The organism is Rhizobium sp. PDO1-076, from assembly GCF_000247475.1.
In the GTDB taxonomy this organism is placed as follows: Bacteria; Pseudomonadota; Alphaproteobacteria; order Rhizobiales; family Rhizobiaceae; genus Allorhizobium.
In genome coordinates, this window is record NZ_AHZC01000380.1 from 13,824 (window position 1) to 32,439 (window position 18,616).

An 18,616-nucleotide genomic window follows, 5' to 3' on the forward strand; every position below is an offset into this window, starting at 1 on the left:
CAAACTGGAGCCGCGCATGGCATTGGCACGAGCCGAGATCGTCACCTTGCCGCATCCGGCTTTGCCGGCGGCTGACTGGGCCGATTGTTATGTCGTGAGCGTCAAGGAAGCGGATATGCGGGCGATCGATGCTGCCCGGAGTGTGCTTGGCTCAGCCCCTGGATGGATCCGGTCGCTGCTTGCGCTGCGCAACCGGTTGGTCGGTCTGGTCGGGCTCAAGTCGGCCGAATTGAAAGTCGGCGCGGCCGGGTCCGTCGGCGCATTTCCGATCGTCAGCGAGAGCGACCGGCAGGTGGTGCTTGGCTTCGACGACAAACATCTCGATTTCCGCATCGTGGTCGATGTGCGGCCGGATGGCGGGAAGGGCAGCCTCGTTGCGGTCACGACTGTCGTCGCCCGACATAATCTCAGCGGCCGGGCCTATATTGCGCTGATCACGCCGTTCCACAAGGCGATCGTCCAATCGCTGTTGAGCCGGCTTGAGCCGAAAACCTGATCAGCCGCCGACGGCCGTCAGCGTGTATCCGTCCTTGCGCAGCAGTTCGACGAGGCCTTCTGCGCCAGGCAGATGCAGGGCACCGACGGCGATGAAGGCATTGCCCTTTTCCAGATGCGGCAGGCTGCCTTCGGCCATCACGACATTGCGGTCCTGGACAATGCGGCGCTCGAAGGCGGCATAGGCGCTGTCGTCCTTGTCGGCACCACTCGGTGTGACCGCTTCCAGCATCGGCATGGTCATGCCGATCTCGCCGGAGAGATAGATTTCGGTCATGGTCTCGATGACGTCTTCCATCTTGTCGCCGAGCGCCATGGTCTCGATCAGCGCCCTGAAATGGAAGTCAACCGGCAGGTCCGCCATGGCCTTTAACTGCTCGACAAGGGTTTCCAGTCCGGCGACCGGCTTGCCGGCCTTGATCGCATCCTCGGCAATCTGCTTGTCGAGGAAAGACGCGCCGGCCGCCTTGCGGGAAATCTCGCAGGCGGGCAGGGCAACGAAGCTGGCCAGGATCCAGGGTTTCATCCGGGCGACCGTGGCAAGCGACAGGCCACGCTGCTTCAGGCCCTCGTCCAGTTCGGTCACCTGCTCGGGCGTCAGGTGGTCCTTGACGGTCTTGCCGTCGGTAAACATCGTCAACTCGGGATGCATCAGCAGGGCCGCACCGGCCTTTTTCTCGTCGAGGATCTCGTCCGATTCGATCACGATGATGTCGGCTTCTGCCGCAGCCTCGCGGGCGCCTTCCGGCATGGTCAGGACGCGCGGGTCCGTGACATGCATGGTGCCGAGCAGCCAGGAGGGCTTCACGCCTTCCTTTTCGATCTTCCAGAAGATGCCCTTGCCATTGGGGGTCTTGGCCGCCTCGGCACGGACCTTGTCCAGTGCAGCCGGATCGTCGCGCTGCATGGCGACAAGCAGGTTCTCGCCGGTGCATTTGACGTCATCGGCCTTCGCCGGCGAGAGGCTGAACAGCACCAGCATCAGCGACAGGAGAAAAGCCAGCGGCAGGGCGCCTGCCAGCCAAAGCGCCGCATCGGCCAGGGACAGGCGAGACAGATAAGGGCGAAGATTTTGCAGCAATGGCGCGTTCATGGCGGATCCCGTTTGATCGCGGCAGACTAGGCTGGTTGCTCCTCACGATCTGTTAAGGATCGTGGTTAATGCACGCTCAGGCGCGCGGATGTGCGCGGTCGTAGATGTCGAGCAGGCGAGCCGAATCAACGCCGGTATAGATCTGCGTTGTCGACAGGCTGGCATGGCCGAGCAGTTCCTGAATTGTGCGCAGATCGCCGCCGCTGCCGAGCAGATGGGTGGCAAAGGAGTGGCGCAGCGCGTGCGGCGTGGCGGAATCGGGCAGGCCGAGTGCCGAGCGCAAGCGCTGCATCTCCCGCTGGATGATCGCCGGCTGCAGCTTTGCGCCGCGGGCGCCGCGGAAGATCGGCTCATTGTCCGGCAGATGGTAGGGGCAGAGCTTCACATAGGTCTCGACCGCTTCGGCCACGATCGGCAGCAGCGGCACAAGCCGTGTCTTGCCGCCCTTGCCGGTGACGCGAAGGCTTGTGGCCTTGGCGTGGAATGCGGCCGGCGTCAGGTCGAGGGCTTCGGCAATGCGCAGGCCGCAGCCATAGAGCAGGGAAAGCACGGCGGCGTCGCGCGCGGCGATCCATGGCTCCTCGTTCATCTGCGTGGCGCGATCGACGACGGTCAGTGCCTGGCTGCCGGTCAGCGGTTTCGGCAGCGATTTCGGCTGCTTGGGCGAGCGGATCGCGCCGGCTCCGGCGGCATTGACGAGATCCTTGCGCTCGAGATAGCGGAGGAAGGATCGGAGACCGGCGAGGTGGCGGCCGAGCGACCGCGCGCCGTCGCCATCCTTGCGGCGGGCCGCCAGAAATCCGCGCAGATCGGCAGGCCGAAGGTTGGCGATATCGCTGATCTTCACCGTGCCGCCGACATAACCCGACATGAAGATGAGAAATTGTCGCGTGTCGCGTTCATAGGCTTCCAGCGTATTGCCGGCCAGCCGTCTTTCCGAGCCCAGGCTTTCCAGCCAGGCAGCCCGTTCACCAAGGAGTTTTTCGTCTGCAGGGATCAAAGCGGACCTTTCAGCGTTTCCACCGATTGATGGCGCAAGTGTGATGATGTCTGACGATGCGGCCAGCGGATTAGGATAAGACTAACGAGGCGAATTGTCATGCTCGGATCACACTCGGCTGCGATAGAAGCTGTGTCCAACAGGCGAGGTAGATAATGTCGCGTCGTGATCCCGTGGCGACCTTCGGTCAGATCGCAGATACCGTATCGCTGTTTTCCCATGGTCGTCCTGGCCACATCGTCGATACGCTGATTGCCGAACGCGGTCAGAAAATCGTCACGCATCCGCTGTGGCCGGTGATGCGACCGTTCATCTACAGTCTTCTGCGTTATGACAAGGCGATCGAGTTCGCCAATGACATTGCCAACATGCCGGGCTTCCAGGCGTTCGAATACCTGAGCGCCGTGCTTGACCTGACGATCAGGGTAAACGCGCCGGAGCGCATTCCCGCCAAGGGCGGCTTCATTCTGGTCAGCAATCATCCGACCGGCATTGCCGATGGAGTGGCGGTGTTCGACCTTCTCAAGGATCGCCGGCCGGACATGATGTTCTACGCCAACCGTGATGCCGTGCGCGTCAATCCGCGCTTTGTCGAGATGATCATTCCGGTCGAATGGCGCGAGGAGCACAAGTCCAAGCTCAAGGCGCGCGAAACGCTGAAACTGACCAATCACGCCGTCGAGCAGCAGAAAGCGACCATCCTGTTTCCATCCGGCCGCATTGCCTATTGGGCGAATGGCCGCCTGAACGAGCGGCCATGGAAGTCCTCCGCGGTCGGGCTTGCCCGCAAATACGATCTGCCCATCCTGCCGGTGCATATGAAGGCGCGCAATTCCGGTCTGTTCTACTGGCTCGCCAAATGGTCGACGGAGCTGCGCGACATGACGGTGTTCCATGAATTGCTGAACAAGAAGGGCGATCTGTTCGACTTCACCATCGGCAATCTCATTCCGCCGGACCAGCTGGAAGGCGATCCGGTGGATGTGACCAGGGCGCTGGAGCGCCACACCGTGCATACACTCGCCAATGATGAAAATGCGTGCTTCGGCCGCCATTTCTAAGCCGCATACCATCGGTTAAGGTGGCCGCATGCAGCTCAGGTCCATGTCAGCCAGCAATTACCGATCTCTGCGCAAGATCCGCATGGATCTTGCGGGCGTCAATCTGTTCATCGGCGCCAATGGCGTCGGAAAATCCAATCTCTATCGTTCGCTGCAACTGGTGCAGGCGGCCGTCCGCGGCCGGCTCGCCCACGAGATTGCGGCCGAAGGCGGTATGGCGTCTGCGCTGTGGTCGGGGCCGAGACGCGTTGAAAAGAACTTCCGCATCAAGTTCGATGTTGAGATCCTGGACCAGGAGCGTGCGGCCACTTTCTATTATGGTGTGGAGGCTGGCCTTCGACCGCCCAAAGCCGCCGCCGGTTTCGCCTTCGAGCCGCAGGTGAAGGCCGAGCACTTCGCCATCGAGACCGGTTCGCGGCCGGTGACGATGATGAAGCGGGATGGACCAGGGATCATGGTTCGCGACGAACGCGGGCGGATGGAGCCCTATCCCGAGCAGGCGATGACGTCGGAGACCGCAATCGCGCTGCTCGGCGATGCCGGGCACTATCCGGAGGTCGGTACCTTCCGCCGCATGGTCGATGGCTGGCGGTTCTTCCATGGCTTTCGCACCGATCGCGATTCGCCACTGCGCCGACCGTGCCTTGCCGTCACAGCGCCGATGCTGGATGAGGACGGGGGGAATCTTGCAGCGGTGCTGGCAACGCTCGTCCACACACGCCAGGACACGGTCGAGCTTGATGCTGCGATCGCATCGGCCTTCGGCGGCGCGCGATTGCAGGTGCCGGAACCCGGCGAACATGCCGAGTTTGGTGTGATCTTTCCGGATTTCCCGCAGCGGATCTTCCATCCGCGCGAACTGTCGGACGGCCAGATCCGCTTTCTGGGTCTGGCAACGGCGTTGATGTCCTACCGTCTGCCACCGCTGATCGCCTTGAACGAGCCGGAATCGAGCCTGCATCCCGATATGCTGGACCCTTTGGCCGACATGATCGCAGAGGCCTCTCGGTACAGCCAGATCTGGATCGTCACGCATTCCGAACACCTGGCGGCCGCTGTCTTCGCCCGTTGTGGGGCTCGGCCGAAACGAGTTATCCGTCAGGATGGCGCCACCTGGATTGACGGCATGCGGCTGACCGGCGTGACCGATGAAGAGGACGAGTAGTCTTCAGGGTTCACTTTTGTTCTGTCTCGGGGCATGGTCCGCGCCCATGAACGAAGATTCGTCCAACCTCTTTGGCAAGCTGTTCGATGCACCGGTCCGGCGCGTCGTGCCGGTGCTTGTGCCGATGCCGGCACCGACGGCCTATAGTTATGCCGTGCCCGATGGTGTCACCGTTGCGCCGGGCGCGATCGTGCAGGTGCCGCTCGGGCCCCGCCAGGTGATCGGCGTCGTCTGGGACGGCGAGGACCAGACGTCCGTCGATCCGAAAAAGCTGCGCGAGATCACCAAGGTTTTCGACAGCCCGCCGTTCGATCAGGACATGCGGACCTTTCTCGACTGGGTGGCCAGCTACACGCTTTCCCCGCCGGGCTATGTCGCGCGCATGGCGCTTCGCGCACCGGCAGCGCTTGATCCGGACCCCATGATCGAAGGCCTGCGGTTCAGCGGCTACCAGCCGGAACGGATGACGCCGGCGCGCCGCAAGGTCCTGGAGCTTGCCGGTGATGGCCTGTCCTGGACCAAGAGCGGTCTGGCGCATGCCTGCGGGGTTTCCAGCAGCGTCGTCGATGGTCTGGTTGCACAAGGGGTGTTCGAACAGGTCTTCCTGCCGCCGCCGCCGCTTGTCGCGCTGCCCGATCCCGACTATGCCGAACATCGGCTGGCCGGTCCGCAAAAAGAGGCAGCCGACGAGATCCTGCAAGGTCTGAAAGCGGGCGGCTTTTCCGTGGCCCTGATCGATGGCGTGACCGGGTCGGGCAAGACCGAGGTCTATTTCGAGGCGATTGCCGAGACCCTGCGCCAGGGCAAGCAGGTGCTGATCCTGTTGCCGGAAATCGCGCTGACCGCCAATTTCCTCGATCGGTTCCATGATCGCTTCGGGGCAAAGCCCGGCGAGTGGCATTCCGACCTTGCGACCCGCACGCGCGAAAAGGTCTGGCGTCAGGCGGCGACCGGCGAAATCCGCGTCGTGGCCGGTGCTCGCTCGGCGCTTTTCCTGCCGTTCGAAAATCTCGGCCTGATCATTGTCGACGAAGAGCATGACCCGGCCTTCAAGCAGGAAGACCGCGTCTTCTACAACGCGCGCGATATGGCGGTCGTGCGCGCTCGAATCGCCGGCTTTCCGGTCGTTCTGGTCTCGGCAACGCCTTCGGTAGAAAGCCAGGTCAATTGTATCGCCGGTCGCTACAAGCGCATCCACCTGCCGACGCGCTTTGCCGATGCGGCCATGCCCGACCTGCATCTGATCGATATGCGTCGGCATCCGCCGGAACGCGGCGGGTTCCTGTCGCCCTTGTTGCTGCGATCCGTCGGCAAGGCCGTCGAGCGCGGCGAGCAGGCGCTGCTCTTCCTCAATCGTCGGGGCTATGCGCCGCTGACGCTGTGCCGCGTCTGCGGCCATCGCTTCCAGTGCCCGCAATGCTCGAGCTGGCTGGTCGAGCACCGCTTCCGCGGCCAGATCCAGTGCCATCAATGCGGCTATCACGAGCCGACGCCGAACGCCTGCCCGGAATGCGGCACGCTCGACCATCTGGTTGCCTGTGGCCCGGGTGTGGAACGGATTGCCGAAGAGGTCGAGAAACATTTCCCCGATGCACGCACGCTGGTGCTGTCTTCGGACCTTGGCGGGGTCAAGCGCCTGCGCCTGGAACTGGAGGCAATTGCCAATGGCGAGGCCGATATCGTCATCGGCACGCAGCTGGTGGCCAAGGGCCACAATTTTCCGCTGATGACGCTGGTCGGCATCATCGATGCGGATATCGGCCTGTCGAACGGCGATCCGCGCGCGGCCGAGCGCACCTTCCAGCTCTTGTCACAGGTCACCGGGCGTGCGGGCCGCACAGGCCGCAAGAGCCTCGGCCTGCTGCAGACGTTCCAGCCGCAGCATCCGGTGATGCAGGCGCTGGTCTCCGGGGATGCGACTGCGTTCTATGATCGGGAAATCACCGAGCGTGAGCGTGCGCAATTGCCGCCTTACGGACGGCTGGTGTCGATCATCGTATCCGCAGATAGCCGAGCGGAGGCCGAAGGGCACGCAAGGGCGCTGCGACAATCGGCGCCCCATGAACCGGGCATCGCCATTCTGGGGCCGGCCGAGGCGCCGCTGGCGCTGATCCGTGGCCGGCATCGGTTCCGCCTGCTTATCCATGGGAAACGCAGCAGCGACATGCAGTCGTTTGTCAAAACCATGCTGGCACGTGGCCCGAAGGAACGAAAATCGATCCAGGTGCAGGTGGATGTCGATCCGCAGAGCTTTCTCTAGCCATCGGCGGTGTCGCGGATGCCGAAGAATTATTGGCGAACGCGATACCGAAACGCCAGCGATTGTGGCATAAGCCGCGGCGAACATCTTCCAGGCGGGACGCACTCATGGAATTCTATTTTCCGACCGAACTCGGCGAGCAATTGGCCTTTCTCTCTGCGGCCACAATGTCGCTGATCGGCTGTTTCATTCTGTTTGCACCGGGCATCACACTCAATATCCTCGGTCTGGTGCGTCGTGACGAACGCCCCGAGGGGTTGGGAGCGGCGCGCTCCGTCGGCGGCCTGATCATCGGGTTTTCGGCAACCGCCATCCTGCTTGCCCAGCCGATCGTCTACCTGGCCTTCGGCTCGGCGCTGGGGCTGGCTGCCTTCGGGCGCGTGCTGTCGCTCATGTCCGATCGGGGCGGCACCTGGCGCGGCGTGCTATTTCTGGTTGTGGAGGCGGTGCTCGCTGCTCTCCCGCTCGCCTATGTCTTCGGTCTGATCTGAGCGTGCAAAACCCCTTCCCGGGCACGGGCGCCGTCAATTCGACGCAGATTCGGACAAATTTCGGCGCGGGGCCTTGCTCTAAAGGAGTAAACCGTTAATACGCGTGTTGCGAGTCTAGACCTGCTATGCTAGACGAACCGCGAAATTCGGAAAACGCAAGTGCAGAACGCTTGTGTTTTCGGGGGAAAACAAAACGATATCAGGATCTTGCTGAACCATGTGGGGGATGCGGGAGAGCCTGGATCAAGATCAGGGAATTTTTTGCCCGTGGCAGACACATCCCAAGTGATTTCTGGCGTAGCAGAGCGTTACGCATCGTCGCTTTTCGAGCTTGCGCTCGAAGTTGGCGCTGTGGATGCCGTTGCTGCCGATCTCAACCGTTTCCAGGCCATGATCGACGAGAGTGCCGATCTGAAGCGCCTGGTGCTGTCGCCCGTGTTTACAGCCGAAGATCAGGTCAATGCGATTACCGCAATTGCCCAGAAGGCTGAGCTCGGCGCGCTGGTACTGAATTTTCTGAAGGTCGTTGCCGGCAATCGCCGCCTGTTTGCCGTATCCGGCATGGTGGTTGCCTATCGTCAGATCGCCGCCCAGCACAAGGGCGAGATCACGGCTGACGTGACCTCTGCGCATGCCCTGACGGCAGAGCAGGAAAAAGAACTGAAGGCGGCGCTGAAGAGCGTTACCGGCAAGGAAGTCTCGATCAACGCTACGGTCGATGCTTCCCTTCTCGGCGGCCTGATCGTCAAGATCGGTTCCCGCCAGATCGATACGTCTCTTCGCACCAAACTTTCCACCCTTAAGCTTGCACTGAAAGAGGTTGGCTGATGGATATCCGCGCCGCGGAAATTTCCGCAATTCTTAAAGATCAAATCAAAAACTTCGGCAAAGAGGCAGAAGTCTCCGAAGTTGGCCAGGTGCTTTCCGTCGGTGACGGTATTGCCCGCGTTTACGGTCTGGACAATGTCCAGGCTGGTGAAATGGTCGAGTTCCCGGGCGGCATTCGCGGCATGGCCCTGAACCTTGAAGCCGACAATGTCGGCGTGGTTATCTTCGGTTCCGACCGTAGCATCAAGGAAGGCGACACCGTCAAGCGGACCGGCGCCATCGTTGACGTTCCTGTTGGTCCGGAACTGCTCGGCCGCGTCGTCGACGCACTGGGCAACCCGATCGACGGCAAGGGCCCGATCAATGCAACGCGTCGTTCGCGCGTTGACGTCAAGGCTCCGGGCATCATCCCGCGCAAGTCGGTTCATGAGCCGATGTCGACCGGCCTCAAGGCCATCGACGCCCTGATCCCGGTTGGCCGCGGCCAGCGCGAGCTGGTCATCGGCGACCGTCAGACCGGCAAGACCGCGATCATTCTGGACTCGATCCTGAACCAGAAGGCCATTCACGACAACGGTCCGGAAGCTGAAAAGCTTTACTGCGTCTACGTCGCCATCGGCCAGAAGCGTTCGACCGTTGCCCAGTTCGTCAAGGTTCTCGAAGAACGTGGCGCCCTGCAGTACTCGATCATCATTGCTGCGACGGCTTCCGATCCGGCTCCGATGCAGTACCTGGCACCGTTCGCCGGTTGCGCCATGGGCGAATATTTCCGCGACAACGGCATGCATGCCCTGATCGCCTATGACGACCTGTCCAAGCAGGCTGTCGCTTACCGCCAGATGTCGCTTCTGCTGCGCCGTCCGCCGGGCCGCGAAGCTTATCCGGGCGACGTCTTCTATCTGCATTCGCGTCTGCTCGAGCGCGCCGCCAAGATGGGCGATGCTGCCGGTGCCGGCTCGCTGACCGCTCTGCCGGTCATCGAAACGCAGGGTAACGACGTTTCGGCGTTCATCCCGACCAACGTGATCTCGATCACCGACGGCCAGATCTTCCTTGAAACCGACCTGTTCTACCAGGGCATTCGTCCGGCCGTTAACGTCGGTCTGTCGGTTTCACGCGTTGGTTCGGCCGCTCAGGTCAAGGCGATGAAGCAGGTTGCCGGCTCGATCAAGGGCGAACTCGCCCAGTATCGTGAAATGGCCGCCTTCGCCCAGTTCGGCTCCGACCTCGATGCCTCTACGCAGCGCCTGCTGAACCGTGGTGCACGCCTGACCGAACTCCTGAAGCAGCCGCAGTTCTCGCCGCTGAAGACGGAAGAACAGGTCGCGGTGATCTTCGCTGGTGTGAATGGCTATCTCGACAAGGTTGCTGTCAACCAGGTCGGCAAGTTCGAACAGGGCCTGCTCTCCTACCTGCGTTCGGAAGGCAAGGCTATCCTTGATGCCATCCGCACCGAGAAGGCGATCAGCGACGACACCAAGGGCAAGCTCAAGGCGGCTCTCGACACGTTCGCCAAGAACTTCGCCTGATCAGGGCTCAAGCCAAGGACGGATAACGGATGCCTTCACTTAAGGATCTGAAAAACCGGATCGCCTCCGTCAAGGCGACGCAGAAAATCACCAAGGCGATGAAAATGGTCGCCGCGGCGAAACTGCGTCGTGCGCAGGAGGCGGCCGAGGCTGCCCGGCCGTATTCGCAGCGCATGGGTATCGTTCTTGCCAATATCGCCCAGGCGGTCGGCACGGACGATAGCGTGCCGCGTCTGATGGCCGGCACCGGCAAGGACGATGTGCATCTGCTCGTCGTCTGCACTGCCGAGCGTGGCCTTTGCGGCGGTTTCAATTCGCAGATCGCCCGTTTCGCCCGTGACCATGCGCGCAAGCTTTTGGCCGCCGGCAAGACGGTCAAGATCTTCTGCGTCGGCAAGAAGGGCTTTGACAGCCTTCGCCGCGAATTCGGTTCGATCATCGTCGAACGTACGGATCTGCGCGAAGTCAAGCGTATCGGCTTTGCCGATGCGGATGCCATCGGTCGCAAGATCATCGGCATGTTCGAGCGCGGCGAATTCGACGTCTGCACGCTGTTCTATTCCGAATTCAAGTCGGTCATCAGCCAGATCCCGACTGCGATGCAGCTCATTCCGGCTGCCGCACCTGACGTTGATGCACAAGACGGTGCTTCGGCGTTGTATGAATACGAGCCGGATGCGGCTGCGATCCTCACGGATCTCATCCCGCGCAACATCTCGGTTCAGGTCTTCCGGGCCCTGCTCGAAAATGTCGCTGGTGAAATGGGCGCCAAGATGAGCGCCATGGACAATGCGACACGCAACGCCGGTGAAATGATCAACAAGCTGACGCTGAGCTACAACCGCCAGCGCCAGGCTCAGATCACCACCGAGCTCATCGAAATCATTGCGGGCGCGGAAGCGCTCTGAGGTTAAGGAAAGAGGGTAAGAATTATGGCTAAGGCAGCTACCCCCAAATCTACCGCAGCTGGCAAGGTGACGCAGGTCATCGGCGCTGTCGTCGACGTATCGTTCGAAGGTGAACTGCCCTCGATCCTGAACGCGCTGGAAACCACCAATGGCGGCAACCGCCTGGTTCTGGAAGTGGCTCAGCACCTCGGTGAAAACCAGGTTCGCACGATTGCCATGGACTCGACCGAAGGTCTGGTTCGCGGTCAGCCGGTTTCCGATACCGGTGCTCCGATCACCGTTCCGGTTGGTCCGGAAACGCTCGGCCGTATCATGAACGTCATCGGCGAGCCGGTTGACGAAGCCGGTCCGCTGGTCACGTCCGGCAAGCGCGCCATCCACCAGGAAGCGCCGTCCTATGTCGAGCAGTCGACCGACGCGCAGATCCTCGTCACCGGCATCAAGGTCGTCGACCTTCTGGCGCCTTACGCCAAGGGCGGCAAGATCGGCCTGTTCGGCGGCGCCGGCGTTGGCAAGACCGTTCTGATCATGGAACTGATCAACAACGTCGCCAAGGCGCACGGTGGCTACTCGGTCTTCGCCGGTGTTGGCGAACGGACCCGCGAAGGCAACGACCTCTATCACGAAATGATCGAGTCGGGCGTGAACAAGCTCGGCGGCGGCGAAGGCTCCAAGGCTGCCCTCGTTTACGGTCAGATGAACGAACCGCCGGGCGCCCGCGCTCGCGTCGCTCTCACCGGTCTGACGATCGCTGAAGACTTCCGCGACAAGGGCCAGGACGTTCTGTTCTTCGTCGACAACATCTTCCGCTTTACCCAGGCAGGCTCCGAAGTGTCGGCTCTGCTCGGCCGTATCCCGTCGGCCGTTGGTTATCAGCCGACGCTGGCGACCGACATGGGCCAGATGCAGGAACGCATCACCACCACGACCAAGGGTTCGATCACCTCGGTTCAGGCCATCTACGTTCCCGCCGACGACTTGACCGACCCGGCGCCTGCAACCTCGTTCGCCCACCTGGACGCAACGACCGTTCTGTCGCGCTCGATCGCCGAAAAGGGTATCTACCCGGCCGTTGACCCGCTCGACTCGACCTCGCGCATGCTCGACCCGATGATCGTCGGCGAAGAGCACTACGAAGTGGCTCGTAAGGTTCAGTCGACCCTGCAGCGCTACAAGGCTCTCCAGGACATCATCGCCATCCTTGGCATGGATGAACTGTCGGAAGAAGACCGTCTGGCTGTTGCCCGCGCCCGCAAGATCGAGCGCTTCCTGTCGCAGCCGTTCTTCGTCGCCGAAGTCTTCACCGGTTCGCCGGGCAAGCTGGTTGCGCTCGAAGACACGATCAAGGGCTTCAAGGGCCTGGTCAACGGTGACTACGACCACCTGCCGGAAGCTGCCTTCTACATGGTCGGCTCGATGGAAGAAGCCATCGAGAAGGCCAAGAAGCTGGCTGCTGAAGCTGCCTAAGTTAGGATCGACGGCGCGCGGGCTCATCCCGCGTGCCGTGCCTCTTTCCATCAGAGAAGTGAACGACCATGGCCGACAATTTCAGTTTTGAACTCGTTTCGCCCGAGCGCCTCTTGTTGTCCGAGATGGTCAGCGAAGTGGTGATCCCGGCTACTGAAGGCGAAATGACCGTCATGGCCAACCATGCGCCGACAATGACCACGATCAAGCCGGGCGTCGTTAGCGTGAAGCTCGCGTCGGGCCAGGTGACCAAGTATGTGGTTTTCGGCGGTTTTGCCGACGTCTTGCCGACAGGCTGCACGCTTTTGGCCGAATCGGCCGTGCCGCTCTCAGAAGTCACGCCGGACACGCTGAGCAAGCGTATCGATGAAGCCCGCAAGGAGCTGGATTCGGTTGACCATCACGAACATCGCAGCCGTCTCGAGCACTATCTCGGCGAGTTGACCAACCTGAACGGTATCCTGGTCGCCGCCTGAAAGGCAGAGGCCGAGGGCGAATCGAGGCCCTCCAGACCCGCTGCCAAGACATAAGATCCGAAAAGCCGAGCGTCGCCTGACACTCGGCTTTTTCTTTGCCCACATCCGGGATGTTACCGCGCGTCCTCGAGGATCATCGCGGAACCCTTTTCCGCAACCATCATCGTCGGGGCGTTGATATTTCCGGCGGTGACATTGGGGAAAATCGAGGCATCGACGATCCTGAGGCCAGGTATGCCGTGCACCCGCAGCCGCGCGTCGACGACCGACGTTTGCGCGTCCGGTCCCATCGCGCAGCTGCCGCAGAGATGGTAGATCGAGCCGCTGTTCTGGCGAAAATAGTCGAGCAGTCTTTCATCGCTGTCGGCTGACTGCGACGGCGAGACTTCCGCTTCGATCAGCGCAGCAAGTGATGGGGCGGAGGCGATGCGCCGTACCAGCCGGCTGCCCTGGATCACTTCGGCAATATCTCTGTCGGTGGAAAGGTAGTTGGGCCGGATCAGCGGTGCCGCGTCCGGCGCATTCGATCCGATGGTGATCGTGCCCCGGCTGGTGGGCCTACAGGAATTGAAGGCGATCAGGAAACCCGGATAGGGCTCCGGCGTCAGTCCTGCCCGCGGATTGGCGGGAATCCGGTAAGACAGCGGGTTGAAATACAGCTGGATATTGGGCCGGGTTTCATCCGGTTTGCCGCGAAAGAAGCCGCCCGCCTGGTTGACGCTCATGGCAAAGGGTCCGCTGCGAGTGAGCAGATATTGCAGGCCGAGTGCGGCCTTGCCGAACAGGCTGGCAAAAGTGCCGTTCAATGTCGGACAATTGGCACGATAGTAGAAGCTGGCGCAGAGATGGTCCTGCAGGTTTTGACCGACTGCCGGCAGATGCCGGCGTGTCGTGATGCCATGGGAAAAGAGCAAGGCTCCGTCGCCAAGACCCGAGAGCTGCATCAGCTTCGGCGTATCGACCGCGCCGGCCGCGAGGATCACTTCGCGCCGCGCCTCGAAAAGCCGGATAGTGCCATGCTGGAGCACTTCGACGGCTTGCGCACGCCCGTCCTCTGACAGGACCAGCCGCTGGACGACGGCGTGTCGTTCGATCGCCAGGTTGGGCCGCTTCAGGGCAGGCCGCAGATATTCGGCGCTGGAATGCGATCTCTGGCCATTGCGGGTATTGATGTCATAGACCCCGGCCCCTTCGATATCGCGGCCGTTGAAATCGTCATTGGCGGGCAGGCCAAGCTCCTGGCAGGCTTTGAGAAACGCATCGCTGACGGCATGCGTGCTGCCGCGCATCGGGGTTACATGGATGGGCCCCTTGCCGCCATGATACTCGGATGCGCCATTGCGATGGGTCTCCAGCGCCTTGAAATAGGGCAGCACGTCGGTCGCTGCCCAGCCGGGATTGCCGGCCGCTGCCCAGTCGTCGAAATCGCTCGAGGCGCCGCGGACATAGACCATGGCGTTGATCGAGCCGGAGCCGCCCTGGACCTTGCCGCGCGGCACATAGATCCGCCGATCCGCGAGCGCCGGTTCCGGTTCGGTCGAGTACATCCAGTTGACCTTGGGATTGTAGTAGCTCTTGGCGTAACCCACCGGGATCTTGAACCAGAAGCTGTCATCCTTGCCACCGGCCTCGATGAGAAGAACGCTATAGCGTCCGCTCTCGCTCAGGCGGCTGGCCAGAATGCAGCCGGCCGAGCCGGCGCCGACAATGACAAAGTCGTAGATCATGGGTGTCGTTCAGCCCTTTGCCGGAGCGAAGGCTTTGACGTCGGCGGGTTCTGCCGCCATCTGCAGATGCAGGCGATCGCCGGTATAGGGCGAATGCCGTTTGACCACGTCCAGATCAAGTTCGATGCCGAGACCCGGTTCGCGCGACGGGATCAGATAGCCGTCTTCAAATGCGAGCTTCGACTTCAGCACCTCGGCATGGAAGCCGCCGAAATCGATGATGGCTTCGTGGATGAGGAAGTTCGGGGTTGCCGCCGAGAGCTGGATACTGGCGGCTGCACCCACCGGGCCATTGTAGAGATGCGGTGCGACCTGGGCATAGAAGGTCTCGGCCATTCCGGCGATCTTCTTGGCTTCCAGCAGGCCGCCGACGCGGGCGACATTCATCTGCAGGATGGAGGCGGCGCCCAGTTGCAGCACACGCTGGAATTCGTACTTGGTCGTCAGCCGTTCACCGGTCGAGACCGGGATCGAGGTCGCCCGGGCCACTTCCGCCATGGCGGCTTCCTGGCCCGGTGGTACCGGTTCCTCGAACCACATCGGATCGTATTTTTCCAGCCGCTTTGCCAATCGGATCGCCGAAGACGGCACCATCTGGCCATGGGTGCCAAACAGGATGTCGGCACGGCTGCCGACGGCTTGCCGGATCCGGGCACAGAATTCCTCGCAGCGATCCATGACGCCGAGCGACAGCTGGTGACCGGAATAGTTGGTGTATGGACCGGCGGGATCGAACTTCAGCGCGGTAAATCCCATATCGACCATGCAGACAGCCTCTTCGGCCGCCAGGTCGATGTCATTGTAGTCGTAGTCGCCGGCCGCATTCTTCGGGTAGAGATAGGTATAGGCGCGCAGCTTTTCGTGCACGGTGCCGCCGAGCAGATCGGCAACCGGGCGACCAGCCGCCTTGCCGATAATGTCCCAGCAGGCGATTTCGAGGCCGGACACGATGCCCATCATCGTCGGATCTGGCCGCTGAGTGAAGCCGCTCGAATAGGCGGCGCGCCAGAAGCGCTCGATCCGGTGCGGGTCATGGCCTTCCAGATAACGCTGGAAGACGTCGTCGATCAGCGGCACCAGGGCGGCGGGATGGAAGGACGTCGCGTAGATCTCGCCGATGCCCTTGATGCCACAGGCCGTCTCCAGTTCGACGAAGATCCAGTACATGCCGCCGACATGCGGTGGCGGGACGGCGACGACATAGGTGTTCAGCGACGCGATCTTCATGGATGTTCCCTGGGTTCCGGATGTTGGCAGTGTGCGGTGGTTGAAGGGTCTGTGCTTGTGGGGCTCGCCTAGTGTTTCAGGATCACGAGCCGTGTCTGGGTGAATTCCAGCATGCCGTGCTTGCCATCGTCGCCGCCGAGGCCCGATCGTTTCCAGCCGGCGTGGTAGCCCTGGTAGGGATCGGCGGGGAAGCGGTTGATGTAGAGCTCGCCGGCCTCGATCTCGTTCGCGGCCTTCATCACCTTGCGATAGTTATCGGAAAACAGCACCGAGGCGAGGCCGAACTGGTGGTCGCTGGCCATGGCAAGCGCGTCGTCGAATTCGTCGTAAGGGATGACGGCGAGAACCGGACCGAAGACCTCTTCGCGGACGATTTCCATGTCGTGGCGGCAATGGGAGAGCAAAGTCGGCGGATAGAAATAGCCGTCGCCGGCGGGCACGAAGCCGCCCGTCTCGATGATCGCGCCGTCTGCCCTTGCCCGCTCGACCATGTGATGGACGCGCAGGCGGGCAGCCGCATTGGCCAGCGGTCCCATCGCATCCGGGCTTTTGCCGCGATCGCCGTACCGGCGCTCATGGAATGCGATGCGCAATCTGACAAGCAGATCCTCGTGCACCGACTGATGCACATACAGACGTTCGACGGAGGTGCAGACCTGGCCGCAATGGGCGGTCTTGGCCGAAAGCACCATGCGGGTCACCGCATCCAGATCGGCGTCGGGCTCGACGATGACAGGTGTCTTGCCGCCGAGTTCCAAGGATGGCTTGGCGATATTGGTCTTGCAATATTTCAACACGGTTTGGCCGGCGACGACGCTGCCCGTCAGCGTGATCATGCCGACCTGTGGCCGTGTGCACATCACTTCTGCAACGTCATGGCTCATGGTCATGATGTTGACGAGCCCGGTCGGCAATTCGGCTTCGAGCAGAGCCTCGGCAAAAACGAAGGCGGAGGTCGGCGTGTTGTTGCTCGGTCGCACGACCACCGCATTGCCGGTGATCAGGGCCGGGGCAATCTTGCGCACAAGTGTGTAGATCGGGAAGTTGAACGGGATGAGACAGGCGACCACGCCGATCGGCGCACGCTTCAGCATCAGCGTCTCGTCCGGCGTGTCGCTCTCGATCACTTCGCCTTCGATCCGGCGGGCCCATTCGGCATGATAGCGCATCAGCTCGACGCCGTAGATGGCTTCGGCGGTGGCATCCGCCAGGCTCTTGCCGCTCTCGCGGGCAAGCGCCTCGCCAATCCTGCCGGCATTGCGCTCTATTGCGTCTGCCAGACGACGCATGGCGTTGCCGCGCTCGATCGCCGGCAGTTTGCCCCAGCTTTTCTGCGCCTCGGCGGCATGGGCAACGGCTGCGACGACATCCGCTTCCGTGGCGGCGGGAACCGACGCAAAAACGTCGCCGTCTGCAGGGTTGCGAACTTCGATTACGGGGCGGCTTTCCAGCTCGACGAAACGGCCGCCAATGAAATTGCGATACTCGGTCATGGCCATCTCCTGCAGCGAAACTATCGCCAAGTAGGGGCCGCAGATGCCGGCTTCGCAAGCGAGTTATTTTCGGGCTGATCATTCCAAAAAGGAATGTTTCAATCCGTGCCCAGCTCTGTCGTCAGCCATTGGCGAAATGCCGAGGCATTTGCGCTTTCGGGTTGCTCGGCGCGGGTAACCAGCCAGTAGGATTCGTGACCCTCCACCTCGACATCCATGACCTGCGTCAGCTGACCAGCCCGGATCAGGGACGCCACCATGAAACGGTCTGCGACGGCCACGCCAAGACCGTTGCATGCTGCCTCCACCGCCATGTCGAGCAGGTCGAATTCCAGTCCACCGCGGGTGTTGGTATGACTGAGATCGGCTGCATCCAGCCAGCGCTGCCAGGTCAGGTAGCGCTGGTCGGCGGACGCCAGAACATGCAGAAATGTCAGGTCGGAGAGATCGGTCGGCTGGCCATCCTTTCTTGCGCGCAACAGATGCGGCGCACAGACGGCGATATGGCGCTCCGTCATCAGCAGTTGCGATTTCAGCATCGGCCATTCGCCGTCTCCGAAGCGGATGGCGCAATCGAGAATGCTGCGTTCGGCGAGGCTGTCTTGCAGTTCGGTGGTGATGCTGATTTCGATATCGGGCATGAAAGCCCGCAAGCTGGCCAGTCTCGGCATCAGCCAGCGCTTGGCAAATGTCGGCGGCACATTGATGCGCAAACGACGCTGGTTGCTTTTTTCCATGATGCCGCGCACGGCCAGTTCGACATTGTGGAAGGCCTGCTGCAGGGTCGCCAGAAGCTCGACGCCAGACGGTGTCAGTTCAAGGTGATGATGCTTGCGGATCACCAGGGTTTCGCCGAGCTGCTCCTCGAGATTGCGGACCTGGCGGCTGACGGCACTCTGGGTCAGGTTCAACCGGTCTGCAGCGCGGGTAAAGCTGCGGGTCTGTCCGACCACCTCGAACACTTTCATGGCCGAAAGCGCCGGCAATTTTCGCATGATCGTTCCTGTCTCTTGCCGTGCCAAAAGTCTTCGTGGCGGTCATATAAGCAGACACGGGGTGATGCCGTCACTCTGTTTCTCTGATGGCATTTTTCATGGCCAGTTTGCGGAATGCGATTGAATGCATCAGCCGGTCGGTGAGATAGTCTTCAGGTTGTCTTTCGGCAACCAGAGGAGGACGAGTGCATGAAAGTCGGGATCGTGGGTGCCGGCATGGTCGGCAGTTCGGCAGGTTATGCCCTGGCGCTGATGGGCATTGCCAGCGATATCGTGCTGATCGATCAGAACGCGGCGCTGGCGCTCGCCCAGGCGGAGGATATCTCGCATGCGGTTCCCTTCATGTCGTCAACGACGGTCAATGCCGGCGGCTACAAGGATCTGGAGGGTGCGGGTGTCGT

The 18,616-nt window shown here is 61.7% G+C and carries 17 protein-coding genes; 11 read left to right on the forward strand and 6 right to left on the reverse strand.

The window, feature by feature from the left end; genetic code table 11:
• Positions 1-16 precede the first annotated feature (16 nt).
• Positions 17-496, forward strand: coding sequence for a DUF2867 domain-containing protein (locus PDO_RS17685; protein WP_007605180.1), 480 nt, complete (start codon positions 17-19; stop codon positions 494-496).
• Here PDO_RS17685 and PDO_RS17690 read toward each other — a convergent pair whose 3' ends face one another.
• On the reverse strand, positions 497-1,588 hold the full coding sequence (locus PDO_RS17690) for a TraB/GumN family protein (RefSeq protein ID WP_007605182.1): 1,092 nt from the start codon (positions 1,586-1,588) through the stop codon (positions 497-499).
• Positions 1,589-1,664: 76 nt separating this feature from the next.
• Positions 1,665-2,588: a tyrosine recombinase XerC gene (locus PDO_RS17695; protein WP_007605185.1), complete on the reverse strand. Its 924-nt coding sequence runs from the start codon at positions 2,586-2,588 to the stop codon at positions 1,665-1,667.
• Positions 2,589-2,743: 155 nt separating this feature from the next.
• Between PDO_RS17695 and PDO_RS17700 the strand changes: the two genes are divergently transcribed.
• From PDO_RS17700 to PDO_RS17740, 9 genes are all read left to right on the forward strand, one after another.
• Entirely contained in the window at positions 2,744-3,649 is a 906-nt protein-coding gene (locus PDO_RS17700) for a GNAT family N-acetyltransferase (protein ID WP_007605187.1), read from the forward strand.
• A gap of 28 nt (positions 3,650-3,677) precedes the next feature.
• The gene (locus tag PDO_RS17705; protein WP_007605190.1) at positions 3,678-4,814 is read left to right on the forward strand and encodes an AAA family ATPase; all 1,137 of its coding nucleotides are present in this window, start codon (positions 3,678-3,680) and stop codon (positions 4,812-4,814) included.
• Positions 4,815-4,860: 46 nt separating this feature from the next.
• Positions 4,861-7,074 carry a primosomal protein N' gene (locus PDO_RS17710; protein WP_007605197.1) on the forward strand — a complete coding sequence of 738 codons (2,214 nt, stop codon included), beginning with the start codon at positions 4,861-4,863 and terminating at the stop codon, positions 7,072-7,074.
• A gap of 107 nt (positions 7,075-7,181) precedes the next feature.
• The gene (locus tag PDO_RS17715) at positions 7,182-7,565 is read left to right on the forward strand and encodes an AGROH133_08824 family phage infection protein (RefSeq protein WP_007605199.1); all 384 of its coding nucleotides are present in this window, start codon (positions 7,182-7,184) and stop codon (positions 7,563-7,565) included.
• A 261-nt stretch (positions 7,566-7,826) separates the two neighbouring features.
• The gene (locus PDO_RS17720; RefSeq protein WP_007605200.1) at positions 7,827-8,393 is read left to right on the forward strand and encodes a F0F1 ATP synthase subunit delta; all 567 of its coding nucleotides are present in this window, start codon (positions 7,827-7,829) and stop codon (positions 8,391-8,393) included.
• On the forward strand, positions 8,393-9,922 hold the full coding sequence (atpA, locus tag PDO_RS17725; protein WP_007605201.1) for a F0F1 ATP synthase subunit alpha: 1,530 nt from the start codon (positions 8,393-8,395) through the stop codon (positions 9,920-9,922). The genes PDO_RS17720 and atpA overlap by 1 nt, the downstream gene beginning before the upstream one ends.
• 29 nt (positions 9,923-9,951) lie before the next feature.
• On the forward strand, positions 9,952-10,830 hold the full coding sequence (locus PDO_RS17730) for a F0F1 ATP synthase subunit gamma (protein ID WP_007605202.1): 879 nt from the start codon (positions 9,952-9,954) through the stop codon (positions 10,828-10,830).
• Between the two features lie 24 nt (positions 10,831-10,854).
• Entirely contained in the window at positions 10,855-12,297 is a 1,443-nt protein-coding gene (gene atpD / locus PDO_RS17735) for a F0F1 ATP synthase subunit beta (RefSeq protein WP_007605203.1), read from the forward strand.
• 68 nt (positions 12,298-12,365) lie between these two features.
• Complete coding sequence (locus PDO_RS17740) at positions 12,366-12,773, forward strand: F0F1 ATP synthase subunit epsilon (protein WP_007605204.1); 408 nt, start codon at positions 12,366-12,368, stop codon at positions 12,771-12,773.
• Between the two features lie 113 nt (positions 12,774-12,886).
• Here the strand turns inward: PDO_RS17740 and PDO_RS17745 are convergent, their stop codons facing one another.
• The 4 genes from PDO_RS17745 to PDO_RS17760 all read right to left on the reverse strand — a co-directional run bounded on the left by PDO_RS17745 (position 12,887) and on the right by PDO_RS17760 (position 18,215).
• Positions 12,887-14,500 (reverse strand): GMC family oxidoreductase, encoded by a 1,614-nt coding sequence (locus PDO_RS17745; RefSeq protein WP_007605205.1) that lies wholly within the window; start codon positions 14,498-14,500, stop codon positions 12,887-12,889.
• A gap of 9 nt (positions 14,501-14,509) precedes the next feature.
• Positions 14,510-15,727 carry a mandelate racemase/muconate lactonizing enzyme family protein gene (locus tag PDO_RS17750; protein ID WP_007605207.1) on the reverse strand — a complete coding sequence of 406 codons (1,218 nt, stop codon included), beginning with the start codon at positions 15,725-15,727 and terminating at the stop codon, positions 14,510-14,512.
• A gap of 68 nt (positions 15,728-15,795) precedes the next feature.
• The gene (locus PDO_RS17755) at positions 15,796-17,220 is read right to left on the reverse strand and encodes an aldehyde dehydrogenase family protein (RefSeq protein ID WP_007605208.1); all 1,425 of its coding nucleotides are present in this window, start codon (positions 17,218-17,220) and stop codon (positions 15,796-15,798) included.
• A 98-nt stretch (positions 17,221-17,318) separates the two neighbouring features.
• On the reverse strand, positions 17,319-18,215 hold the full coding sequence (locus tag PDO_RS17760) for a LysR substrate-binding domain-containing protein (protein WP_007605210.1): 897 nt from the start codon (positions 18,213-18,215) through the stop codon (positions 17,319-17,321).
• A gap of 189 nt (positions 18,216-18,404) precedes the next feature.
• Between PDO_RS17760 and PDO_RS17765 the strand changes: the two genes are divergently transcribed.
• Positions 18,405-18,616 (forward strand): lactate/malate family dehydrogenase (locus PDO_RS17765; protein WP_007605212.1); only part of this gene is annotated, 212 nt, incomplete at its 3' end.